The organism is Pseudomonas sp. A39, from assembly GCF_058145955.1.
The window spans coordinates 33762-56596 of sequence record NZ_JBYVMD010000031.1 but is presented as its reverse complement, the minus strand read 5'-3'; the positions used below and the strand labels follow the sequence as shown (position 1 = coordinate 56596).

19 protein-coding genes are annotated in these 22835 nt (G+C 60.2%); 11 read left to right on the top strand and 8 right to left on the bottom strand.

All coding sequences use genetic code 11. The features are described from left to right. The first annotated feature begins 140 nt into the window (after nt 1-140). The gene (locus AC3ZU9_RS21655) at nt 141-830 is read left to right on the top strand and encodes an MlaA family lipoprotein (protein WP_102060924.1); all 690 of its coding nucleotides are present in this window, start codon (nt 141-143) and stop codon (nt 828-830) included. Nucleotides 831-893: 63 nt separating this feature from the next. On the opposite strand, the gene AC3ZU9_RS21650 is transcribed toward AC3ZU9_RS21655, so the two are convergent. Then, nucleotides 894-1190, bottom strand: coding sequence for a PilZ domain-containing protein (locus AC3ZU9_RS21650; protein ID WP_320400367.1), 297 nt, complete (start codon nt 1188-1190; stop codon nt 894-896). Between the two features lie 276 nt (nt 1191-1466). Here AC3ZU9_RS21650 and rssB point away from each other — a divergent pair, with 276 nt between their 5' ends. Beyond that, nucleotides 1467-2648: a two-component system response regulator RssB gene (gene rssB / locus AC3ZU9_RS21645; protein ID WP_012722871.1), complete on the top strand. Its 1182-nt coding sequence runs from the start codon at nt 1467-1469 to the stop codon at nt 2646-2648. Beyond that, nucleotides 2648-3130 carry an anti-sigma factor antagonist RssC gene (gene rssC, locus AC3ZU9_RS21640; protein WP_003172602.1) on the top strand — a complete coding sequence of 161 codons (483 nt, stop codon included), beginning with the start codon at nt 2648-2650 and terminating at the stop codon, nt 3128-3130. The genes rssB and rssC overlap by 1 nt, the downstream gene beginning before the upstream one ends. Before the next feature lie 201 nt (nt 3131-3331). On the opposite strand, the gene tal is transcribed toward rssC, so the two are convergent. Both tal and dusA read right to left on the bottom strand, forming a co-directional pair. Next, nucleotides 3332-4258, bottom strand: coding sequence for a transaldolase (tal, locus tag AC3ZU9_RS21635; RefSeq protein WP_012722872.1), 927 nt, complete (start codon nt 4256-4258; stop codon nt 3332-3334). A 253-nt stretch (nt 4259-4511) separates the two neighbouring features. Continuing rightward, nucleotides 4512-5507: a tRNA dihydrouridine(20/20a) synthase DusA gene (gene dusA / locus AC3ZU9_RS21630; protein ID WP_102060923.1), complete on the bottom strand. Its 996-nt coding sequence runs from the start codon at nt 5505-5507 to the stop codon at nt 4512-4514. 722 nt (nt 5508-6229) lie between these two features. Here dusA and AC3ZU9_RS21625 point away from each other — a divergent pair. The 4 genes from AC3ZU9_RS21625 to AC3ZU9_RS21610 all read left to right on the top strand — a co-directional run bounded on the left by AC3ZU9_RS21625 (nt 6230) and on the right by AC3ZU9_RS21610 (nt 9235). Then, nucleotides 6230-7876 (top strand): S-type pyocin domain-containing protein, encoded by a 1647-nt coding sequence (locus tag AC3ZU9_RS21625; RefSeq protein ID WP_490091302.1) that lies wholly within the window; start codon nt 6230-6232, stop codon nt 7874-7876. Nucleotide 7877: 1 nt separating this feature from the next. Beyond that, a complete protein-coding gene (locus tag AC3ZU9_RS21620) occupies nt 7878-8147 on the top strand; it encodes a hypothetical protein (protein WP_490091296.1) in 270 nt (89 codons plus the stop codon). A 362-nt stretch (nt 8148-8509) separates the two neighbouring features. Next, nucleotides 8510-8869: a DUF6124 family protein gene (locus tag AC3ZU9_RS21615; protein WP_490091295.1), complete on the top strand. Its 360-nt coding sequence runs from the start codon at nt 8510-8512 to the stop codon at nt 8867-8869. A 144-nt stretch (nt 8870-9013) separates the two neighbouring features. Then, nucleotides 9014-9235 (top strand): hypothetical protein, encoded by a 222-nt coding sequence (locus tag AC3ZU9_RS21610; RefSeq protein ID WP_490091294.1) that lies wholly within the window; start codon nt 9014-9016, stop codon nt 9233-9235. Nucleotides 9236-9335: 100 nt separating this feature from the next. Here the strand turns inward: AC3ZU9_RS21610 and AC3ZU9_RS21605 are convergent, their stop codons facing one another. Continuing rightward, nucleotides 9336-10523: an MFS transporter gene (locus AC3ZU9_RS21605; protein WP_490091293.1), complete on the bottom strand. Its 1188-nt coding sequence runs from the start codon at nt 10521-10523 to the stop codon at nt 9336-9338. 156 nt (nt 10524-10679) lie between these two features. Here AC3ZU9_RS21605 and AC3ZU9_RS21600 point away from each other — a divergent pair, with 156 nt between their 5' ends. The 4 genes from AC3ZU9_RS21600 (at nt 10680) to AC3ZU9_RS21585 (ending at nt 18385) form a co-directional block, all read left to right on the top strand. After that, nucleotides 10680-13502: an ATP-binding protein gene (locus AC3ZU9_RS21600; protein WP_490091292.1), complete on the top strand. Its 2823-nt coding sequence runs from the start codon at nt 10680-10682 to the stop codon at nt 13500-13502. Further along, a complete protein-coding gene (gene pvrR, locus AC3ZU9_RS21595; RefSeq protein WP_064052312.1) occupies nt 13499-14698 on the top strand; it encodes a response regulator cyclic di-GMP phosphodiesterase PvrR in 1200 nt (399 codons plus the stop codon). The genes AC3ZU9_RS21600 and pvrR overlap by 4 nt, the downstream gene beginning before the upstream one ends. Nucleotides 14699-14822: 124 nt before the next feature. Then, on the top strand, nt 14823-17738 hold the full coding sequence (locus AC3ZU9_RS21590) for a hybrid sensor histidine kinase/response regulator (protein ID WP_490091291.1): 2916 nt from the start codon (nt 14823-14825) through the stop codon (nt 17736-17738). After that, on the top strand, nt 17738-18385 hold the full coding sequence (locus tag AC3ZU9_RS21585; RefSeq protein WP_046035089.1) for a response regulator: 648 nt from the start codon (nt 17738-17740) through the stop codon (nt 18383-18385). Before AC3ZU9_RS21590 ends, AC3ZU9_RS21585 begins: the two co-directional genes overlap by 1 nt. Here the strand turns inward: AC3ZU9_RS21585 and AC3ZU9_RS21580 are convergent, their stop codons facing one another. The 4 genes from AC3ZU9_RS21580 to AC3ZU9_RS21565 are packed head-to-tail and all read right to left on the bottom strand — an operon-like array spanning nt 18386 to nt 22821. Then, nucleotides 18386-18874: a fimbrial protein gene (locus tag AC3ZU9_RS21580; RefSeq protein WP_102060913.1), complete on the bottom strand. Its 489-nt coding sequence runs from the start codon at nt 18872-18874 to the stop codon at nt 18386-18388. After that, nucleotides 18871-19338, bottom strand: coding sequence for a fimbrial protein (locus AC3ZU9_RS21575; protein WP_102060912.1), 468 nt, complete (start codon nt 19336-19338; stop codon nt 18871-18873). The genes AC3ZU9_RS21580 and AC3ZU9_RS21575 overlap by 4 nt, the downstream gene beginning before the upstream one ends. A gap of 10 nt (nt 19339-19348) precedes the next feature. Beyond that, entirely contained in the window at nt 19349-20242 is an 894-nt protein-coding gene (locus AC3ZU9_RS21570; RefSeq protein ID WP_256581502.1) for a fimbrial protein, read from the bottom strand. 2 nt (nt 20243-20244) lie between these two features. Then, complete coding sequence (locus AC3ZU9_RS21565; protein ID WP_490091290.1) at nt 20245-22821, bottom strand: fimbria/pilus outer membrane usher protein; 2577 nt, start codon at nt 22819-22821, stop codon at nt 20245-20247. Nucleotides 22822-22835: the final 14 nt, after the last annotated feature.

Sequence of the window (22835 nt, the reverse complement as noted above, 5' to 3'; positions counted from 1 at the left end):
CAGGATTGTTAATTGTAGGAATTTTGTCCATTTAATGTCAGGCGCTTCCTTGTTGCTGCCTAAATGGCGACTTCCGTCATATACTGACGGCCTTATTCAGGGCATAGCGCCCATGACAGACCATTCAAGGAGCAAAAGCTATGCGCTGGAGCCACTATTTCGCTCAGCTGTCGGTGTGTGCCACTGTACTGCTGGCGCCGTTTGCCGCACACGCAGCGTCGGAAGACGATCCGTGGGAAAGCATCAACCGCCCGATCTTCAGCTTCAACGACACCGTTGATACCTACGCCCTGAAGCCGTTGGCCCAAGGCTATGAGTGGATTACCCCGCAGTTTGTCGAAGACGGTATCCACAACTTCTTCCGCAACATCGGCGATGTGGGCAACCTGGCCAACAACGTGCTGCAACTCAAACCGCATAACGCCGGTGTCGACACCGCCCGTTTGCTGGTCAACACCACGTTCGGCGTGCTGGGCTTTATCGATGTCGGCACCAAAATGGGGCTGCAACGCAGCGATGAAGACTTCGGCCAGACCCTCGGTTATTGGGGCGTGGGCAGTGGTCCTTACGTGATGATCCCGCTGCTGGGCCCAAGCACACTGCGTGATGCGCCGTCCAAGTACGTGGACAGCTACACCCAACCGTACCGCTATATGAACGATATCGGCTGGCGCAACAGCACCATGGGCCTGAACATTGTCGACACCCGTGCCAGCCTGCTCGACAGTGAGAAGCTGATCACCGGCGATAAGTACACCTTTATCCGCAACGCCTACCTGCAGAACCGCGAGTTCAAGGTCAAGGATGGCAAGGTGGTTGACGATTTTTAAGCTGTGATGTTTTGAAATGAAAAAAAAGGCGACCCTGGGGGTCGCCTTTTTTGTGCGCGGGTTTCAGCGCATTTTCAAGATCTTAAGCCCCAGCTGTTGCTCTTCGCCTGCCGTCTTGGTCCATACCACTTCGGTATCCGCCTCCAGGCCGGCAAGGGCGGCATGCTCCGAATCGATGCGTACGGTCAATTCATCTCCCACGTTGAACTGGCGGGGTGCCTGCACCTGCATCCCGGAGCTGGAAAGGTCCACGCATACCCCGGCAATCTCCTGGCCGGCATGGATCAAAGACACATCGGCATCCACACGCATGCGGATGAAATCGCGTTTTTCGGCATAGTCGCGCTCGTGTTCGCTCATAGGTTCCATCCTTACTTTGTGTTGTGGTCGTGGCTGTTCTTATAACTCCCGGTGATTTGCGATGTAAAGACGCCCGGCGACCATCGGCATGAGCTTGAAACCCCTCACGGATGGGAGTACCGTCTGCGCCTTAGAAGGGCACCTCTGCTTTACCTTTGTGCATGGGCGAAATCCCAATGCTTTGTAGGACAGAGAGGCTAGAAAGCGAATCCAGTACGTGAGTCCGGCCATTGCCGAGCCGCCTACGCCAACCTAATTCTGGCGCCGTTTGCCCACATGCAAAAAACCAGTGCCACGCTGCTGATAATCGATGACGACGAAGTAGTGCGCGCGAGCCTCGCGGCCTATTTGGAAGACAGTGGCTTCAGCGTCCTGCAGGCCAGTAATGGCCAACAGGGTCTCCAGGTATTCGAGCGCGACCAGCCCGACCTCGTGATCTGCGACCTGCGCATGCCCCAGATGGGCGGCCTCGAGCTGATTCGCCAGGTGACCGAGCGCGCGCCGCAGACCCCGGTGATTGTCGTGTCCGGCGCGGGCGTGATGAACGATGCCGTCGAGGCCCTGCGCCTGGGCGCTGCCGATTACCTGATCAAGCCCCTGGAAGACCTGGCGGTGCTGGAGCACTCGGTGCGCCGTGCCCTGGACCGTGCCCGCCTGCTGGTGGAGAACCAGCGCTATCGCGAGAAGCTCGAAACCGCCAACCGCGAACTCGAAGCCAGCCTCAACCTGCTCCAGGAAGACCAGAACGCCGGTCGCCAGGTGCAAATGAACATGCTGCCGGTCAGCCCCTGGACCATCGACGAATTTCAGTTTGCGCACCAGATCATCCCGTCGCTGTACCTCTCGGGTGATTTTGTCGACTACTTCCGCGTTGACGAACGGCGTGTCGCGTTCTACCTGGCCGATGTATCCGGCCATGGTGCTTCCTCTGCTTTTGTCACCGTGTTGTTGAAGTTCATGACCACACGGTTGCTGTTCGAATCCAAACGCAATGGCACCTTGCCGGAGTTCACCCCCTCCCAGGTGCTGGGCCACATCAACCGGGGCCTGATCAGCTGCAAGCTGGGCAAGCACGTGACGATGGTCGGCGGCGTGATTGATGAAGAAACCGGTCTTTTGACCTACAGCATCGGCGGTCACCTGCCGATGCCGGTTTTGTACACTCCTGACAGTGTGCGTTACCTGGAAGGGCGTGGTTTGCCGGTGGGCTTGTTCAATGAAGCCACCTATGAAGACCACATTCTGGAGTTACCGCCGACGTTCAGCCTTACGCTGATGTCCGACGGTATCCTGGACCTTCTTCCAGAGCCTACACTCAAAGAGAAAGAAGCCGCCTTGCCTCAAAAGGTCAAGTCGGCGGGCGGCAGCCTGGATGGCCTGCGGCAGGTTTTTGGATTGGCCACGCTAGGGGAGATGCCGGATGATATCGCCCTATTGGTGTTGAGCAGGAATCTTTGATGAGTACCGGAAGAATCCAATTCGCCGAGCAAGACGGGACCTTTGTCCTGAAATTTGTCGGTGAAGTGCGCCTGACCTTGTGTTCGGCGCTGGATGCGACGATTGAGCGGATCTTCACAGCGCTGAACTTCTCGGCGATCGTGATCGATCTGACCGAAACCCGCAGCATCGATAGCACCACCCTGGGTCTCTTGGCCAAGTTGTCCATTCTGTCTCGGCAGAAGGTTGGCCTGTTGCCGACGGTCGTCACCACCCACGAAGACATCACCCGTCTGCTGCAGTCCATGGGCTTCGACCAGGTGTTCAACATCGTTGACCGCCCGATCCCCTGCCCGGAATGCCTGACCGACCTGCCGTCCCAGGACCAGTCCGAGGAAGTGGTGCGGGTCAAGGTGCTGGAAGCGCACAAGATCCTGATGGGCCTGAACGAGTCCAACCGTGAAGCCTTCCACGACCTCGTCAACGCGCTGGAACGCCACTGATCCAAATCCTGGAACACGGTCAACTGTGGGAGGGGGCTTGCCCCCGATGGCGGTGGGTCAGTTATGAATTTATTGACTGTCACTCCGCTATCGGGGGGCAAGCCCCCTCCCACCTTTGATCGCTGCTTGGCTTGAGACCGGGAAAAGGCAAAAAAAGGGCGGTACCCGCGAAGGTACCGCCCTTTTTGCCGCCTGCGCTTTTTACAGCTTGGCCGACAACAGCGCTTCCAGCTTCTCCTGGTCCCGAGCAAACTGACGAATCCCCTCCGCCAGCTTCTCAGTCGCCATCGCATCCTCGTTGGACTCCCAACGGAACTGCGCTTCAGTCAGATGCACCCGCGCTTCACCGGCATGGCCTGGCGACAACTTACGCTCCAGCTTGCCTTCATCCGCCGCCAGCTTCTCCAGCAGATCCGGGCTGATGGTCAGGCGATCACAGCCAGCCAACTCTTCGATCTGGCTGAGGTTGCGGAAGCTCGCACCCATCACCACGGTCTTGTAGCCGTTGGCCTTGTAGTAGTTGTAGATGCGCGTCACAGACTGCACACCCGGGTCTTCAGCACCGGTGTAGTCGTTGCCGTTGGCCTTTTTGTACCAATCGTAGATACGGCCCACGAAAGGTGAGATCAGGAACACGCCAGCCTCAGCACAGGCTACCGCCTGGGCGAAGGAGAACAGCAGCGTCAGGTTGGTCTGGATACCTTCTTTTTCCAGCTGCTCGGCGGCGCGGATGCCTTCCCAGGTGGAGGCGATCTTGATCAGCACACGGTCGCGGCCAACGCCGGCTTTGTCGTACAGGTCGATCAGACGGTGCGCACGCTTGAGTACGGCGTCAGTGTCGAACGACAGGCGGGCATCCACCTCGGTGGAAATACGGCCCGGCACCACTTTGAGAATCTCTTGACCCACCGCCACCGCAAAACGGTCGCTGGCCAGGCCTACATCACCATTGCAGTCCTGTACGCACTCATCGAGCAGCTTGGCATAGCCTGGGATCGACGCAGCCTTGAGCAGCAGGGAAGGGTTGGTGGTGGCGTCTTGCGGCTTGAGCTTGGCGAGGGTAGAAAAATCGCCGGTATCGGCTACGACGGTGGTGAATTGCTTGAGTTGTTCCAGCTTGGAAGTCATGGGCGTGCTCTGTCCTGTGGGTCTGATGACATTACCCGAGCGCCGACAGGCGCTCAAGGGCGCAAATGCGTTCGATCGTTTGCGAGGGCAACAACCTGAAAACAGCCGTTTGAATGACCGGCCGTGCTGCAAGATAGGAGGGCAAAACGTTCGGCAGGTTCAACCCAATTACCGCATGACCACCACAACCCAAATGTGGGAGGGGGCTTGCCCCGATAGCGGCAGGCCAGTCACCCCGGACCTGCACGGACACTCACCGCCCTTCCAGCAAAGCCCCAGCCTGATCCAGCAACGCCAACGGATCACTCGCCTTATGAATATCCACCGACAACAACTGCCTGAACTTGCGCGCCCCTGGAAAACCAGTGCCCAACCCCAGAATATGCCGAGTGATATGGTGCATCGAGCCACCGGTCGCCAAATGCTCAGCAATATAAGGCCGCAACTGCACCAGCGCCTCAGCCCGGCTGATCACCGGCGTGTCACTGCCAAACAACTGCTGATCCACCTCCGCCAACACATACGGATTGTGATAAGCCTCGCGCCCCAGCATCACCCCATCAAACGTCTGCAGATGCTCATGGCACTGCTCCAGCGTCTTGATGCCGCCGTTGAGCACAATTTCCAACTCAGGAAAGTCCTGCTTCAACTGCGCCGCCACGTCGTAGCGCAAAGGAGGAATGTCACGGTTCTCCTTCGGTGACAGCCCTTCCAGGATCGCGATCCGCGCATGCACGGTAAAACTGGTGCAGCCAGCGTCCTTCACCGTCCCGACGAAATCACACAACTGGGCATAACTGTCCCGCCCGTTGATCCCGATACGGTGCTTCACCGTCACCGGAATCGACACCGCATCACGCATCGCCTTCACACACTCCGCCACCAACGCCGGATGCGCCATCAAGATCGCGCCGATCATATTGTTCTGCACCCGATCACTGGGGCAGCCGACGTTCAGGTTTACTTCGTCGTAGCCTGCGGCTTCGGCCATACGTGCGCAGGCGGCCAGGTCGGCGGGCACGCTACCCCCCAATTGCAGTGCAAGCGGGTGCTCGGCTTCGTTATGGCGCAGGAAACGGTCGTGATCGCCGTGGAGGATCGCGCCGGTGGTGACCATCTCGGTGTAGAGCAGCGCGTGCTTGGAGAGCAGGCGCAGGAAGAACCGGCAGTGGCGGTCGGTCCAGTCCATCATCGGGGCGACGGAGAAGCGGCGGGAGAGGGCTTGCGGTGGAGCTTTTTCTGAGGGCATTGGGATCTGGGGGGGTGAATGCGAAGGGTGAGCAGTTTATCAGGAATGGGCTAGAGCGGCCGGGTGTTGATCGTGCGATGCGGAGTCGATGTTAAATAGATCTGTCCCATTTTTGGTCGTCAGTCGATCCGTTCTCCCACAGAAATGGCTAATACGAAGTAGTACCATTTGTCAGTTTTATGCATAAATGCATATAATTAGTTGCTCATGATGACTGTATGAATATACAGTTCATCTGCGACGTGCTGTAAGAAGGTAGAGAGTGGCGTTTTTGGTACAAATCACGAGGGTGACCCGTCAACCCAAGGAAGGAACCGCTCGTGAGGGCGTATCAGGTTGTGAAGAACCAGATGCCCATTTCATACAAATTAGTGCTGCATTACTACAATATCGGTTCCTCTGGATGTAGCCTGATTAGAACAAGCAGAGGGACCACAAAAACAAGGAGAGTTTTTATGTCTAATCCTGGCAGTTACCTAGGCCCTGGGTTTGTGCAGACAGGCCCAGGATCGTACGAGTTGCCATCTATTAACGTTGGCGCCGTAAACTATGAACCTCAGGTGTTTGGAAGTGGGGGGCGAGATGACAGTGATTTTTCTCACAGTCATACCGGGCAGCTAATTAACGTAGCGACACGTACTTATATTCTTAATACATTCCCCCCTGTCATTGCTCAGAATGTTAAGGACCAGGAGGCGAGTTTTGCAGCAAGTCTTCAGTCTATGCCCACGTCTATCGCACAAAGCATTTACTCAATAGAACAGGCTGAAGGAAACGCCGAGAACGAAGTCGCGCAAATTGAAAAACATATTCGTTCGATAGACACCCTTATCGCTCAAAAAGCACAGGCGTACACGGCTCAGCAAAAAATTGCTGATAAGTATTACTATGGTCATGATTTTTTTAGCCATCCCACCAGTCAGTTTATCAGTGATGCGATCAGCGGCAGTAAGACGAATTACCCTCCAGATAAAAACTATAAAGAATGGTACGCTTCACTTGAGGCTGCGTATGCTGCGAAATATAGCAATCTTGAAATCGATTATTTAAATGCTCTGAAGCAGAATCTTCAACAACAGGCTAACCAAGCACGTGCAGACGCCGAGGCCAAACGTATTACCGATGAGGCGGCGGCGATGGATGCAAGAATTGCTGCGGAGACCGCAGAACAAGCGCGACTTGCTGCTGAGGAAGAGGCGCAACGTGTGGCCGCTGAAGCTGCTGCTGACGCGGCTAGGGTGGCTGCTAGGGTAGCCGCTGAAGCCGCAGCGATTAAAGCCGCTCGTACGTTCAGGCTTCCCGCAGCTGGTGCAACGCAACTGAGTACTGCGGCAGGTTCTATTGTTATTACGACAGGGTCAGGCATTACACTTGAAGCCGCGATTCAAGCAGCTAAGGTCGCACTGGGTACAGTTGTTGGTGCAGCCACAGCAGTCGGTATTGGGGCGTTGACGTATTCAGAATCCCTTGGCAACGGGGAGTTGCCCACGACAATGCTGGACCTGCCAGCTAAGGACTTGGCACCTAACCTACCTGCTGATCTGCTCAATGTCGCGGCGGTAGGTGGGACGGTCGATGTGCCCTATCGGATTTATGGCGACCAATCGAAGTATTCGGTACTAGTTACGCAAGCTACCGGCGGGTTAACGTCAGCGGTGCCGGTAATGGCTTTGGTACTTGATCCTGTAGCCAACGCCTATACGTTCACCACAACAGACACACCGCCGATCACCCTGACATTCCCGATCGCGGTACCTGGTGACAGTTCAACGGCGACTCCAGCGCAGCCCACAGAAACTCCGGTATACGCCGGAATCACGCTGAGCCCAGTTGAAATCAAAGTAGAGTCGTTTCCGATTGCTGGCCAGTTGAATATCCGAGACGGTATTTACGTTTACCCCGCAGATTCGGGTTTGCCGCCGATTTATGCGGTGTTTAGTAGTCCGTATGAAGGCGCAACCACCAAAGGTGAACACAGCGGTCGCATGTACAATCCCGACGAAGCGGGAGGCCCCACTCAAGACCTGGACTGGACAACGGCATCGGTGTCTGAGGAAGGTATTGATCTAGTTAAATTGCATACCCGCCGTTTTGCCCCATCGGATGCTAATAAAATTATGATCGATCGGCTAGAAAAGATCTTAAGTGGTCAGATCACTATTACTGATGTTGACAAACGTTTTTACACACACGAAATACGAGAGTTAGAGCGTTACAGGGCGCTCGGGGTAGCTGATGGGGTAGAAGGGAAAGTTTGGAATAATGCTCATGCTGCAACCTTGGAAGATTACAAACTGAGGGACGCCGACGATTTATTCTATACCCCGGAAGCCATAGCTGCAGAAATTAAACAAGTATATGGAGAGTAGGATGAGTAATATTAATGATGTTGTAGTCGCTGAAGCGCCAAGGGATGTTGTTCTTTTTATTATAAGAAACAAGCCAATTTCGTATCCGATGCTGGATCGACTATACAATAGGAATGGATGGGTCAATATTTCAAATAACCTAGAGCTTCTGAAGCTTGTTGGCAATATGGAACTCGAAGGGTTAATTGAAAATGTTGATGGAGGGATAAGGAAAGGTCCTAATTGGAAAGAGCCAACATTCATGGCTGAGAATAAGTACTCGTTTGAGTAATATGTAGCTCTGCAAAAGAAAACCCAGCATTCGCAGGGTTTTCTTTTTCTTAATTCGTGAAAAGTTGCTCCGATCTGCATGCGGGGAACTCATGGTGCGTGTATTTTTTAGGTATACGTAAAAAGCCGCATCATGAGCTTCACCATTCTAGGTCTCATCGCTGAGGTCGGCGCGAAGTTGTATTCGTTCCAGGTCCCGGCCGGATTTCCCTCGCGTTTCTAGGAAATATCTCACACCTTCCTCAAATTGCCTCTCAGACCTTCCGTAGCTAACCTCCTCAAGCCACTGCAAACTAGCGGCCGGAGGTGGAAGTCCGTATTGCTAAGGCGTTTTTACTCCCGAAAATATTTGGAGCTTCGCCCATGCCTAACAAATCACGCAATGCTTATGTTGATCACAACACTACGCCCAGCGATGCCAAGCTTCACGGAGCAGGCCAGAGAGCTATTCATCATTATCTGCCCCCATCTGACAACGCTGCCTCAGCTGACCAACCAACCGGCCACCTATTACGCGTCAGCCCTAACATAGGCACCGAAACCCTCCTCGCCAACGCCGCCGAAAACCTCGCCTCCGCCAACCAAATGGCCGCCACACTGGCGTTCGACCTCGAAGACCCGCACCGTGCCATCGTCCTGGGCATCCAGCAGCTAATCGACCTAAGCGCTCTGCTCATCGACCGAGCCCAGGAGCAAGTTGCGCCTGCATCCAGCGCAGCCTGACATCGACCCCGCCGCCTTACCCAAGGCGGCAACCTGAACCCATCCTGTCACCCCGCCAAGTTTCATCATTCCCGGCGCCGCGGAGGTCTACGATCCTCTTCAAGAGAGGACGCCCGCGCCTCCAGTCCACAGGGAACCGAAAACATGATCTCGAACCTCGTTAAAGTCGTGATGGTTGCTTGCACATTGCTCTTGGGCGCTTGCTCGTCGAGTTCGTCGAACGTGAACAGCGACCCGTGCTTTTCAGGGGGATGCCAGGCGTTTGGAGACCACAGCCCGAGCAAGGCCGCGAAGATGAATTTTGGCGGCAGTGGGTTGGGGAGCAGTTATGGGGAGTATGGGTCGGGGTTGTTGCATGATGATTGATGGGGTGGTGGGTCAGGCGTTGGTGTGTTGACTGACCCACTGCTATCGGGGGCAAGCCCCCTCCCACATTCGATCTGTGGTGGGGGCAAAATTGTGGGCTTTAGTGGCCGCCCTTCATGCGCCGGGCGATCAGGTAGAGGCCCAGGCCGGCCAGTGCCGTAGCCGCGCCGATGTAGCCGGTGCTGGTCCAGCCATACCCCGCCGTAATCGCCATCCCGCCAAACCACGGCCCCAACGCATTCGCCAGGTTAAACGCCGCATGGTTGGACGCCGCCGCCAGGCTCGGTGCTTCGTGGGCAATATCCATCAGGCGGATTTGCAACGGTGCAGCCAACGACACCATGGTGCCGACCAGGCCCATGCTCAGCAGTACGCCCCATAGCGAGGACGCGGCGAAGGGGAAGAACAGCAACACGGCGATCGACCACACCAATATCAGGCCCACCGCACGAAACTGCATGCGATCAAACAGTTTGCCTCCCGCGATGTTGCCGATAATCCCACCCACGCCAAACGCGGCGAGGCCAAACGGAATCCATTGCGGCGACACCTTGGTCACTTCGAGCATGGTCGGCGCCAGGTAGCTGAACACGCAGAACATCCCGGCAAACCCAATCGCACCGATGGACAGGGCCATCCACACCTGAGGCTTGGTGAAGGCGCGCAGTTCTTTGCGCGGGTCGCTGCGTTGTTCGTCGTGGCGGTGCGGCACGAACTGCCAGACCAGGGCGATGGTGCACAGGGCGATCACGCTCACCAACGCAAACGCCGAGCGCCAGCCCAGGTGTTGGCCGAGGAAGGTGGCGATGGGGTTGCCGAGCAGCATGGCCAGGGTCAGGCCCAGCATGACGCGGGCCACGGCGCCGGCGCGTTTGTCGTTGGGCACCATGCTGGACGCCACTACCGCGGCAATCCCGAAATAAGCACCGTGGGGCAGGCCGCTGATAAAGCGGAAGGCCACCAGCGAACCAAAGGTGGGGGTAAACGCGGTCGCCAGGTTACCCAGGGCATACAGCCCCATGAGCAACAGCAGCATGTGTTTGCGCAGCAGCTTGGCGCCAAGAATGGCCAGCAACGGCGCGCCGACCATCACGCCGAGGGCGTAGGCGCTGATGGCGTGGCCGACCTGGGGTTCGCTTAGGCCCAGGTTCTGGGCGATGTCGGGCATCAGGCCCATGATGGCGAATTCGCCAGTACCGATAGCGAAAGCGCCCACGGCCATGGCCGCTTCCATTTTGGCGGCACTGCGCGCGGGCAGCACGTGCCCGGGAGTTTGGTGGATAGACATGGATCGCTCTGTTGGAATGAATAACACGAAAGACCGCCGCAGATGCTACGCACGCCGCGGCGAACCTGTCTAGAACAGCGTTTGGCGGCAGAGTTCAATGGCGCTTTGAGATCCGTCTTATTCTCCCGCCCCCTTGCGCTCCGTACGCTTGCGGTGATGAAACTCAAACATTTCCTGCAACCCCTCGACGCCACCTTCTCCACGCCCAAGGCCGCCCGCAAGCTGCTGCGCCTGTTCGCCCTGGCGTTGGTGTTGGGTGTGTATGCGGGCGCCTACAGCTATTTGCGCGCTGCGTTCAGCGAGGAGATTTCGTTGCGGCGCAGTTACATGAATGAGGCGATTTCCGATGCGCAGAGTTTTTTTGTCAGCCGCCAGACGCTGTTGAAAAGCCTCGGCCTGTCCACCGTGCGGCATGTGACGCCGCCCGTGGGCAACCTCAATAACGTGCCCGCCGAGGAAGTGCATATCACCCTGGGGGAGGCGGGCGATATCTGGAGCCTGTGGCTGACCCGGCGCATGCTCGACTACCTGGAGGCCAACCAGGTCAACCTGATTTATGTGGCCCAGCGTGCCGAGCCTGGCGTGGAGCGCCTGTTCACCGTCGGCCCGGCACCGGAGGCAGTGCCGGAGACGGTGTTGCAGCGACTGATGGCGGTCGATACCGGCAAGGTCTCGGTCAGCGACGAGCTGTGGCTCACCGAGCAAAGCCGGCTGGATTCGCCGCTGTATATTTTTACCCGCCTGGATGACCGCAGCCCCACCTCGGGTTGGCTCGGCCTGGAGGTCGATGGGCCGGACCTGATCAACGCCCTGCAGCATGAAAAGGCTGGCGACTTCATGTTGCTCGACGCCGCAGGCCAGCTGATTTTCAGCAGCACGCCCGATCAACCGGCGGCGGCGCAGGTGCTGCGCCAGTATCATTCCACGGCCAGTTTCGGCTGGGAGGGCAGTCGCTGGTTGCCGGACCGCTTGGCCATCCGCAAACACCTGGGCTATTCCCAATGGCAGATCGTTTACAGCCTGGAGCTGAGTTCGTTGCTGCCCAGCCTGGCGTTGCCGCTGTTGGTGTGCCTGCTCCTGTGCGCACTGGCGAGCCTGTTGATGATGCGGCTGGTGCGACGTATCGATCAGCGGCTGATCATCCCGGCGGCCAATCGCATCGAAGCCTTGGTAGAAAGCGAGGCGTTCAGCAGCGCAGTCATTCGTATCGCGCCGGTGGCCTTGTGCGTATTGCGCCGCAGTGACGGCGAAGTGGTGCTGGAGAATCCCTTGTCGCGCCAATGGCTGGGCAACGGGCAGGAGCGCCAGCAGTTGTGCCACGACTGGATTCGTCGGGCCTTTCACGCCGGCGAGCAAAGCAACACCGACGAGCTGCAAATAGCCGACGGTCGCCACTTGTTCCTGAGCTTCGCACCCACCCGTTATCAACGTGAAGAAGTGTTGATTTGCGCGTTCAGCGATATCACCGAACGCAAACAGGTGGAGCTGGCCTTGCAGCAGGCGCGTACCTTGGCGGATGCGGCCAATGAGGCCAAGACGTTGTTCCTGGCGACCATGAGCCATGAAATCCGCACCCCCCTTTACGGGGTGTTGGGCACCCTGGAATTGCTCGCCCGCACCGACCTCAACAGCCAGCAGCGCGGCTACCTGAATGCCATCGAAGGCTCGTCGGCGAACTTGCTGCAACTGATCTGTGATGTGCTGGATGTGTCGAAAATTGAGGCAGGGCAACTGTCCCTCGAACTCAGCGTATTTTCCCCGCTGGAGCTGGTGCAGGAGGTGATTCAAGGCTACGCGGGCGCCGCCCAGAGCAAGGGCTTGCAGCTGTTTGCCTGCCTCGACCCGCAACTGCCCGACCAGGTGCGCGGCGATGTCACGCGTATCCGCCAGATCCTCAATAACCTGCTCAACAATGCGCTCAAGTTCACCGAGAGCGGGCGCATCGTATTGCGCTTGCGCCTGGAGAGCCGCGAAGGCGAACGCGCCCTGTTGCAGTGGCAAGTGGTCGATACCGGCAAGGGGATTGCGGCGCACGATCAGCCGTATTTGTTCGAGCCGTTTTTCCAGGCCAGCGGCAATGCCAATGTGGTGGCGGGCACCGGGCTTGGGTTGTCGATCTGCAAGCGCCTGGTGCACCTCATGAACGGCACGCTGCGGCTGGTCAGCGAGCCGGGGCTGGGCAGCAGTTTTACCTTCACCTTGCCGTTGGAGCAGGTTGACGAATACGCGCATGAGCCGTGGGCGTTGCCCTTGCTGGGCGAACGCGTCTATGTAGTGTCGCCGGTACGCGAGCTGGCCGAAAGCATTGGCGGCTGGTTGCGGCGTTGGGGCGCGCGGGCGCAATTGGGCCTGCCGCACTCGGTCGAGGCCGACCCCGGCGCGGTGCTGGTGGAGCTGTATCCCGGCCCGGTCGACCCCGGCCAACGGCTGCGCTGGTCCGGGCCTCGGGTGATGGCCGCCGCCGATGAGCATGGTGTCCATCAAGGGCCGGGTGCCTGCTGGCAGATCGGCCTGAACCAACTGCAGGCGCTCAATCGCGCGGTCAGCCGCGCCCAGGGTATCGAGGAACACCCGTCGCCAACGCCTTGTGAGGTGCCGGCCGAGATCAACCTCAACCTGCGCCTGCTGGTGGCCGAAGACAACCTGATCAACCAGTTGATCCTGCGTGATCAACTCGAAGAGCTCGGCTGCACCGTGGTGCTCGCGGGCGACGGCATTGAAGCGCTGTCGCTGTGGGGCGAAACCGCGTTCGACTTGATTCTCACCGACGTCAACATGCCGCGCATGAATGGCTACGAACTCACCGAGCAATTGCGGCGCCTGGGCTGCGCCTTGCCGATCATCGGTGCCACCGCCAACGCCATGCTCGATGAAGCCGAGCGCTGCCTCAACGCGGGCATGGACCACTGCCTGGTCAAGCCCTTCACGTTGCGCGTGCTTCACCAGTGCTTGCAGCCTTATCAGAGGAGCGTGCTTTGAGTGCCTATCGCGTGCTCATTGTGGAAGACCATCCTTTTCAGCATGAGTACCTGATCAACGTGTTCCAGGGCATCGGCGGCTTTGACGTCGACGTGGTCTGGGACGGCGCGAGCGCGTTGCAGCGCCTGGCCCGCCAGCGCTATGACCTGTTGCTCAGCGACTTGATGATGCCGGGCATGGACGGCGTGCAGTTGATCCAGCAATTGGCGCACCTGCAGGCGCCACCGGCCTTGGCACTGATGAGCGTGGCCTCGCGGCGCATGCTGGTGGGCGCGGGCCAGGTGGCGGATAACCTGGGCCTCACTGTCGCGGGGTTGATCTCCAAACCGGTGCGCGAGCCCCAGGTGCGCACCCTGCGCGATTGCCTCGACAAACTCGCCGAACAGGCCCGCACACCCTGCTGCCATCGCGGTGTCGGTCTGGCCCGGGAGGACCTGGTGCGCGCCTTGGCCAACGGTGAAATCCAGGCCTGGTTCCAGCCCAAGAAGTCCCTGCATGACGGGCGCATCGTCGGCGCCGAAGCGTTGGCACGCTGGGTCCATCCGGTGGAGGGGTTGTTGCTGCCCAGTGAGTTCCTCGGTGAAATCGAGCGGCTGGGCCTGGAAACCCAACTGTTGACCTGCATCCTCACCCAGTCCCTGACCGCCCAGGCCCAGTGGGCGCAGCTCGGCTACCGGTTGCCGGTGTCGATCAACCTGCCCACGCACTTGCTTGACCAATGCGACCTGGTCGACCGCCTGCTGGCCCAGGTTCAGCAGCGCGATGCCGAGCCTCGGCAAATCACCTTCGAATTGATGGAAAGCTCCACCACACGGTTGCCCAGTAGCTACTACGCTGGAGCATGCCGCCTGCGCATGATGGGCTTTGGCTTGGCGCAGGACGATTTTGGCAAGGGGTTCAGCTCTTACTTCAACCTGGTTTCCACGCCGTTCAACGAAGTGAAGATCGACCGCTCGCTGGTGCACGGCTGTGCCGAGAATGAAAGCCTGGCGTCGGCCCTGCAAAGCATTGTCGAACTGGGCCGCAAGCTGGGGCTGACCACCACTGCCGAAGGCGCTGAAACACAGGCGGAACTGGCGGTACTGCGGCGTATTCGCTGTGACCAGGTGCAAGGCTTCCTGATCTCCCAGGGCGTGACGGCGGATAAATTCAGCGCGTTGTTGATCGAAGATGGCCCTGCGCCAGCACTTATCTGAGCGGCCAGGGTCACACAGTCAAGAAGCCCGAAGGAAGGGTCGCCCGGTTCGCCGGGCGTTATTGGCCAATGCCGGGATCATGCATAGGCTCCACGTCCTGATTCAGGCTTCTGCGGTACTGACGATGAAACATGCAAGCTTGCGCCTGGATAAACTCGCGCAAAGTTCCCAGCGCCTGAACAAAGCCCTGTTGTTGCTCACCGGGCTCGCCTTGTTGCTGTCCAGCAGTTGCTACTGGGCGGTGTCGCGGTTGCTCGATGCCGAACAGGAAAAAGTCGAGTTTCACTTCGCCCGCGTGGTGGAAATCATCCATGAGCATGAGGCGTTCCTGCGCAACGTTGCGGTCGGCTATAGCCGCAGCAATGCGCCGCCACTGCCGGTGGTGCAATCCACCCAGGTCGTGCAATTGCAGCACGACGCCGGGCAGGTCGTGGTGCAGGCCAAGGGCTTCGCGCTGTCGTTGCCGTTCACGTTGTCTTACGGTGCGGATTTCACCGAGGATGACACGCGCCGCGCGCTGGCGTTTGGCGTGCAATTGACCGACTACTACGGCGGCTATTGGGCCAGCTCGTTCTACGCCTCACCGCAGCTGTTCGTGTTTACCCCCAATGACGTCGCCAGCCTGGCCGTCCCTGGCATCGGCGGCCTGCGCCAGCATCAGCCGTTGTTGCGCGAGCACTACCGCGACGTAGTGAGCCGTTTGCACCAGTTGCAGCAGAGCCAAAACCTGTTGCTCACTGACAGGCGCGTGCGCTGGATGCGCGCACCCTTGCAGCTGTATCCAAACACCCGCAGCCTCGTCGCGATGATCGGCCTCGATGCGCCCGCCGCCGTATTGCCGGCCAACCAACCTCAGGGCCTGCTGACGTTAGCGGCGGTTGTCGATACGTCTCAGGTCGATGAGTTCGAGCGGGTGCTGCAACTGTCGGTCTACAACCAGTTCACGCTGATCTCGCCTCAGGGCGATGTATTGCTCGGCAGCCTTGGCGATGAACAATTGGCGCCGCTTGGGCTGAGCTTTAACAGCCAGGGTCTGCGCTTCAAGATGATCAGTGAGGGCGGCGAGCACTGGACCGGCTTGTACGCCATCAGCTACCAGGATTTCCTGCGCTACGCCAAATGGCCGCTGCTGGGCCTGGGTCTTACATTTCTGGCGGCGGTGCTGCTGGGCTGGTGGATCAACCATTGGTACAAGACCCGCATCGTCAGCCCGGCCCAGCGTGCCCAAGAGCGTCTGTTCGAGAGCGAAGCGTTCAACCGCATCATGTTGCACAACGCCCCGGCGGGCCTGTGCGTGGTGCGGCGCAGCGACTGCCAATTGCTGCTGGAAAACCAGCGTGCCCTGCAGCTGGGCGGCACCGCGCCGCTGGTGGACGTACTCCGCGCCAATAACGGGCCGGACACCCCCGGCGAGATGTGCCTGGCCGTACAGGGGCGCTACCTGCAGGTGGTGGTGGTTGCCGCGCGCTACGAGGGCGAAGACGTGTTTCTGTGCGGCTGCAACGACATCACCCGGCATGTGGACGAAACGCTGCTGCTCGACCAGGCGCGTCAGGAAGCCACCGCCGCCAACGAAGCCAAGACCGTGTTCCTGGCCACCATGAGTCACGAAATCCGCACACCGCTGTATGGCGTGCTCGGCAACCTGGAACTGATGGCCCTGACCGCCATGAGCGAGCGCCAGCGCCAGTACCTGGAAATCATCCAGGGCTCTTCCACCGTGCTGTTCCAACTGATCAGCAATATTCTGGACGTGTCGAAGATCGAGTCCGGGCAAATGGCCGTGGAAGCGGCGCCCTTCAACCCGCAGCAATTGGTCGAGGAAGCGGTGCTGGGCTTTACCGCCACGGCGCGCAACAAGGGCTTGCAGATTGATGCGGAGATCGACCCCCAAGTGCCATGCCAATTGCTCGGCGACGCGGGGCGTATCCGGCAGATCCTGCATAACCTGCTGGGCAATGCGATCAAGTTCACTGAGTCGGGGCGCGTGCGTTTACGGTTGACCGTACAGGCGCTGCTCGCGGATGAAGTCGCCCTGCAATGGCAGGTCACCGACACCGGCGTGGGGATTCCGGAAAAAGCCCTGGACCAGTTATTCAAGCCGTTCTACCAAGTGGCCAACGGCCAGGATGGCAACGGTGCAGGCCTGGGCTTGTCGATCTGTTCGCGCCTGAGCGAGCTGATGGGTGGCAGCATGCGCGTGGTCAGTGAGCCTGGGCTGGGCAGCAGCTTTTCGCTGTTCATCACCTTGCCGATTGTTGACAGCGCCCCTTCAGTGGCCAGCCCTGAGTTTGCACCGCCGTGTCTTGATGCGCCGTGCCTGAACGTACGGGTGCTGGTGGCCGAAGACAACCCGGTCAGCCAAGCCGTGCTGCAGGAACAGCTCGAAGCCCTCGGCGCCCAAGCCACCGTGGCGCGCGACGGTGAACACGCCCTGCAAATCTGGGGCTCGCAGCCGTTCGACCTGGTGATCACCGACATCAACATGCCGCGCCTCAACGGCTACGACCTGGCCCGCGCCCTGCGTGAACAGGGCGTGCAGGTGCCGATTATCGGCGTCACCGCCAATGCCCTGCGCGAGGAGGGCGAGCGTTGCTTGGCGGTGGGCATGAACGCCTGGGTGGTCAAACCGTTGAGCATGAGCATGCTGCGCCAGGCCTTGATGGCGCACTGTCGCCGGGCAAATGCCTTGGCGGTGCCCCCGTCAGACCGCGACCGCGAGGGCTGGATCGAGTTGTCCCCGGCCATGCGCCAATTGATGGGCGACACCTTGCTGGCGGACGTGCAGCACATCGAGCAGGGCCTGGCCGTCGGCGATTCCGAGCGGGTGCGCCAGCGCCTGCACAGCCTCAACGGTGCGCTGGCCAGTGTGCGCGCCGGGGTTTTATCCGGTGCGTGTCAGGCATGGGAAAACGCGCTGTACGAAGCCCCTCTGGATAACCACGCCGCCACGCAGATCCGCGGGTTGTGCGCGCGGCTGACGGCGGTGGCGCAGTGCTTGCTTGCAGAACTTTCTGCCCAGAACAAGGAAGCTGAATAATGCGAGACATGAACGTTGTGATCGCCGACGACCACCCGATCGTACTGGTGGGCGTGCGCGAGATTGTGCAGCGCGATTCACGTTATCGCCTGGTGGGCGAGGCCGTCAGTTCCAGCCAGTTGATCGAGCTGTTGCGCGCGCATCGGCCGCAAGTGCTGATCACGGATTTCAACATGCCGGGTGATGACACCTACGGCGATGGCCTGAAACTGATCGAGTACATCCTGCGCCACTTTCCCGACACCCAGGTGCTGGTGCTGACCATGATTTCCAACAGCCTGATTCTTACCCGCTTGCAGGAACTGGGCGTGGCCGGCGTGATCCAGAAAAACCACCTGCACGACGAAATCGAAAAAGCCCTGGGCGCCATCAGTGCCCAGCGCAATTACCAGGCGCCTATGCCTGCGGCGACGTCGGTGGTGGGCAATGCGTACCAGGTGCAGGAGCGCTTCCAGAGCCTGTCGCCGCGGGAAATGGAGGTGCTGCGTTTATTTGTGACGGGCATGAGCGTCAGCGATATCGCGCGGCAATTGAGCCGCAGCAACAAGACCGTCAGCGCGCAGAAAATCTCCGCCATGCGCAAGCTGGACGTGGACAGTGACCAGGCGTTGCTGACCTATTGCATCGAGGCACGGCAGTTCCAGTAGTCAGCGGTAGGTGATGTGCATCAACAGCATTGCGCTGTAGCTGCCCGCGTCGGGCAGTTCACCCACGGACACGGGCTTGACGCGCAGGGTCAGTTCCAGCGGTCCGTCGGTTACCGGCCAGGTGCCGGTTTCCCCCAGGCTGAAATCAGCCTTCACGCCTTTATTCAGCAAGCCAAGCTGCAAGCCCAGGGCCGGGCGGCTGGTGAGCAGGGTGTGGCTGTCAACGCTGCCCACGCCCGCCGTGAGGGTTAGGCTGACTTGGCTGTTGGCCTGGCAATCGAACACCAACGGCACGTCGGTGACGCTGGCACTGGCGTCGGCCAACTGGTTGAGGTTCACGTTGCCCAGGTCCACCTGTTGCGTACTGGGAAAACGCGCTGAGCAAGGGGGGGCGATCAGCTTGCCGGTGACGTCGATCTGCGCGTCATCCGCCGATTGCGCGAGGGCGGTGCCGGCCACCGCCAGCAGTATCCAGGTGAGCGCTTTCATAGGTAATTGAGGGTCATGACCATCGACGAGGTAAATGCGCCAGGCACCAGCGTGCCGCGCTCCACCAGCTTGGCCTTGAGGCTGATATCCACGGTGCCGCTGAGGTTGCTGTACGTCTTGGTGGTGCCGTTGAGGCTCGCCGCCGTGTCGTCCGCCCACAGTAACGAGACGCCGAGGTTGTCGGCGGTGGTCTTGGCCACGGTGGCGGTGTAGGTACCGTTGTTGGCGGTGAAGCTGACGTTCAGCGATGAACCTGTCGGGCACGTCATGCGTACCGGCAACGCGACGGTTTCGGTGGCCGCCACTTGGTCGGTGCGCACATTGCCGAACGCAGCGGTGAGGGTGGTGCCGGTGTTCAGCACACAGGGTGGGCGGGTGAGGGTGCCGCTGACGGTGATGTTTACCGTGTCGGCGGCCTGGGCGGTGGCGCTGAGCAGCGCCAGGGCGAACAGCGAAGTTTTCATGGCAAGGGCCTCAGCGGTAATCGATGGTCAGGGTGTATTGGCTCTGGAAGGCACCGGTGGGCGACTGGCCGGCGACCGGTTGCGGTTTGAAACTGAGATTGACGTTGTTGCTGCCGGTCCTCAGTTGCAGGTTGCGCACACTGCTGAAATCCACCGGGTTATAGGAGTCGGTCCAGATCGCCTGCATGTTCAGGCCGGCCAGTGTGGTGCGCGATACCCCGGTGGTGGCGCTGACCACTGCCTGGCTCGGCCTCAGGGTGGCCGTGGCTTGCACGGCGGTCGCACACGTGACCGACACCGTGGTGGATTGCACTTGGCTGCTGAGGTCGGCGTTGCTGATGGTGCCGAAGCGCAGGTTGACGGCACTGGGCGAGCTCAGCGTGCACGCCGGCGTGTAGACGGTGTACATAAAAGGCATATCCAGGAACCACTCGGCCCATGCCAGGTAGTTAAGGGAGGTCACGCCAATGCGTACCTGCACATTGCGCGTGCCGGTGGTTCTGGGCGCGGTGCCCACCAGGTTGTAGCGGTAGCGCACCACCGTGTTGATGGGCAATCGCTGGCACGTACCCCCCAGGCAGATACCACTGAATTGGCCAATATCAAGTAGCGGCATAACGGTCCAGCTGGAGGGGTCTACAAACTGCAGGGCGGCATGGTTGTAACCGGTTCCGTAGGTGATGCTGGTGTTCACGCCTGCGGCATAGGGAAAGGCACGGCGAATCGTGCATGTGCCGCTGTACTCGATATTGATCGCTTCGCCCGGCTGGAAACGGTAGCCATAGGTCGGATAGCCCGGCGTTCCGCACTCGACGTTGCCGCCGATCAGCGCCTGCGCCTGGAACGACAGGCAGCAAAGCACGCCGGCCCACAGCGCCAGCGTCATGCGCTTGCGTATGTTCATGATCACGAATCCTTGGCGCCCGACTCACCGGCCGCGCGCTCACATTGAATGTTCAGTTGAGTAATCCCACCCTCGGCAGGACCGTCGTCTTGCAGTTTCAATTCGCGGCTGCACCACGGTTGCCCGTCCACGCTGATCAACAGGCGTGCCTCGGGCGGCACGCCGGTCAGGAACGCGCGGCCCTTGTCCGCCACCAGGGTGTTGCCCAGCGAACGGCCGTCTGCCGCGAAGAGTTCGGCGCGGGCGGCAAAGGGCGCGGCTTCGCCTTGGGTGTCGCGGATGCGGAACAGAATGCGTTTGCCGCGCCGGGTGTCGAAGTCCGCCAGCACGAAGGCGCCGCGATTGGGCGTGACTTCCTGCACCGGCTCGGCGATGTCGACGTCGGCGGACATCGACTGGGTGTCCAGCGACACACGGTTCTTGCGATAGGGCAGGGCGGACGGCACCACCGTGTAGCCATTGGCATTGGTGCGCACCCCGCGCTTGTTGGTGACCGCCACGTCGGCGGCCCCCGGCGTGGCGACGATCACATTGGTTTCGCCCAGCGGCTGGCTGAACATCAGGTTGCTGCCGTACGCCACCACCGAACCTTCCACGCCCAGGTCCAGTTGGCGGTTGCCGGTGGACTCGTTGTAGGCACCGCGCACAATCGCGCTCGGCGCGTCGTACTGGGCGGCGAACGTGCCGCCCGCCTGGCGTTGGGCGCCGTTGACTTGCTGTGACACACCCGCGCTGTAGGCCAGGGTGTCGTCTTCAAATGCGTTGCCGCTGAGGGTCGCGGTGCGTGACGCCGAGCCGCGCGCGCTCTGGTTCATGTTGGCGGTGACCCGCTGGTTGCGCGTACCGCCCAGGGGCATGCTGATGCTCAGGGACAGGCTGCGATCGTGACTGTCGGCGCCTTTGTTCAGGCCCAGCCCGAGGGAGTAGGAAATGCTCCCGGAACTCACGCTGTAACCCAACTGGATCGAGGTGTCGGCCTGGCCCTTGTCCCAATACGCGGTTTTCGACACGTTGGCGTACACCCCGCCGTAGCCGCCCAGTTGTTGGGACACGTTGGCGGTGAAGTTGCTTTTCATATGGCCGCTGCGGTACGTGTCCAGGGTTTGCCCGGCATTGCGGCTGTTGAGCGCCTCGTTGAACGAGTAGTAGCCGCCGGTGGAGTAGCGGTAGCCGATCAAGCTGAAATTGGTGTCGGTGGCTGCCAGGGATTTGGAATAGCGGAAGCGGAACGACTGGCCGCTGGCGCTGGTTTTCTCATGGCCCATGGCGTCGCTGCGGGCGTGGGTCACGTCCACTGAAATCGCGCCGAAGCCGGCGAAATCGTGGGCGAAACCCAGCAGGCCGGCGTTGTATTGATCACTGAGCAGGCTGGCGCCGAACAGCGTGGTACTGCCGCTCAAGCCTCGGCGTAGCGAGGCCTGGATGAAGGTCGGGGTCTCTTGCACAAACGCTGACTGCGCCGGGCGGTATTGGCCGGCGAAGACGGAGTAGCTCTGTTGCCCCTCGCGCAGCATGTAGGGCACCGACGAAAACGACTGGGTGTAGACCTGGCGCTGGCCGTCCGGGCCTTCCACCGTGACCTCGATGTCGCCGTTGCTGGCGGTGGGATAAAGATCGGTCAAGGCAAACGGCCCTGAGGGCACCCATTGCTCATGGATCACGTAGCCGCGCTGGCGGATGATCACCCGCGAGCGGCCATTGGCAATGCCGCGAACCACCGGCGCGAATTCACGGGACTGGTCGGGCAGCATGTCCAGGTCCGAGGCGATGCCCAGGCCGCGATAGGGAATCGCGTCGAACAGGTCGCCTTCGGTGGTGGCGTCGCCCAGGGTGGCAATCGCCATCATGTTGCCCATGTCCCGCTGGGCGTAGGTTTCCATCGACTCCCAGCGCCCGGCGTCGCCCGTGCCTTTCTGCCAGGTCGAGAAATTGCGCAGGCGCCAGGCCCCGGCATTGATGCCGCTGCGCAGGCTGCCGAACTGGTTCTGGCGGCGGCCGCTGTCGGACTCTGCCGTGCTGCCGCTGAAGCTGTAGTTGGTGAACGCCACGTTCTCACCGTCGCTCCACTGTCGACGGCGCACCTCAAACGGAATGCTGCCCAGGTACGCTTGGGGAATCTCGATCGACAGCAATTGGTGGTTGAAGTCGTAGTCGTAGACCACCCCGGCCAGGCCCTGGTCGAAGGCAATGCAGGTGGTGTCGGCGTCGCTTCTGTTGTGCAGGGCGGTGTCGGCCACTCCCTGGGCGCGGAAAAACTCGACATCCAGGCACGGAAACAGCCCGGTGGCCGAGCGGTCCGCAGTGCCGGTGGCGCGTACGAAACGCACATCGCGTTGCTCGACCGCGTGCTGGTTGACCCGCACATCCACCCGATAAATGCCCGGCAACTGGCCTTCGCTCATGGCGCTGACCTGTTGTTTTACCGCCGCCGAACTCTGCCCGCCGCCGATCTCGAGGAACGACGCATCGAACTCGTAGCCGGCGTGTGCGGGGGCCAAGTGCAAGGCCATGGCCGCCGCGAGCGGGCAGCCGAAAGCCTTCACGGCGCGACGGCGCGTGAATCGGAATGAACGGGGCATGGGCGTTCCTGGTG

Coding starts and splice junctions, on each gene's coding strand:
- AC3ZU9_RS21590 (WP_490091291.1), top strand. CDS start 14,823: ATGAAACATGCAAGCTTGCGCCTGGATAAACTCGCGCAAAGTTCCCAG.
- AC3ZU9_RS21575 (WP_102060912.1), bottom strand. CDS start 19,338: ATGAAAACTTCGCTGTTCGCCCTGGCGCTGCTCAGCGCCACCGCCCAG.
- AC3ZU9_RS21620 (WP_490091296.1), top strand. CDS start 7,878: ATGAGTAATATTAATGATGTTGTAGTCGCTGAAGCGCCAAGGGATGTT.
- AC3ZU9_RS21565 (WP_490091290.1), bottom strand. CDS start 22,821: ATGCCCCGTTCATTCCGATTCACGCGCCGTCGCGCCGTGAAGGCTTTC.
- AC3ZU9_RS21655 (WP_102060924.1), top strand. CDS start 141: ATGCGCTGGAGCCACTATTTCGCTCAGCTGTCGGTGTGTGCCACTGTA.
- tal (WP_012722872.1), bottom strand. CDS start 4,258: ATGACTTCCAAGCTGGAACAACTCAAGCAATTCACCACCGTCGTAGCC.
- AC3ZU9_RS21605 (WP_490091293.1), bottom strand. CDS start 10,523: ATGTCTATCCACCAAACTCCCGGGCACGTGCTGCCCGCGCGCAGTGCC.
- AC3ZU9_RS21610 (WP_490091294.1), top strand. CDS start 9,014: ATGATCTCGAACCTCGTTAAAGTCGTGATGGTTGCTTGCACATTGCTC.
- AC3ZU9_RS21585 (WP_046035089.1), top strand. CDS start 17,738: ATGCGAGACATGAACGTTGTGATCGCCGACGACCACCCGATCGTACTG.
- AC3ZU9_RS21625 (WP_490091302.1), top strand. CDS start 6,230: ATGCCCACGTCTATCGCACAAAGCATTTACTCAATAGAACAGGCTGAA.
- rssB (WP_012722871.1), top strand. CDS start 1,467: ATGCAAAAAACCAGTGCCACGCTGCTGATAATCGATGACGACGAAGTA.
- AC3ZU9_RS21650 (WP_320400367.1), bottom strand. CDS start 1,190: ATGAGCGAACACGAGCGCGACTATGCCGAAAAACGCGATTTCATCCGC.
- dusA (WP_102060923.1), bottom strand. CDS start 5,507: ATGCCCTCAGAAAAAGCTCCACCGCAAGCCCTCTCCCGCCGCTTCTCC.
- AC3ZU9_RS21600 (WP_490091292.1), top strand. CDS start 10,680: ATGAAACTCAAACATTTCCTGCAACCCCTCGACGCCACCTTCTCCACG.
- AC3ZU9_RS21570 (WP_256581502.1), bottom strand. CDS start 20,242: ATGAACATACGCAAGCGCATGACGCTGGCGCTGTGGGCCGGCGTGCTT.
- AC3ZU9_RS21615 (WP_490091295.1), top strand. CDS start 8,510: ATGCCTAACAAATCACGCAATGCTTATGTTGATCACAACACTACGCCC.
- rssC (WP_003172602.1), top strand. CDS start 2,648: ATGAGTACCGGAAGAATCCAATTCGCCGAGCAAGACGGGACCTTTGTC.
- AC3ZU9_RS21580 (WP_102060913.1), bottom strand. CDS start 18,874: ATGAAAGCGCTCACCTGGATACTGCTGGCGGTGGCCGGCACCGCCCTC.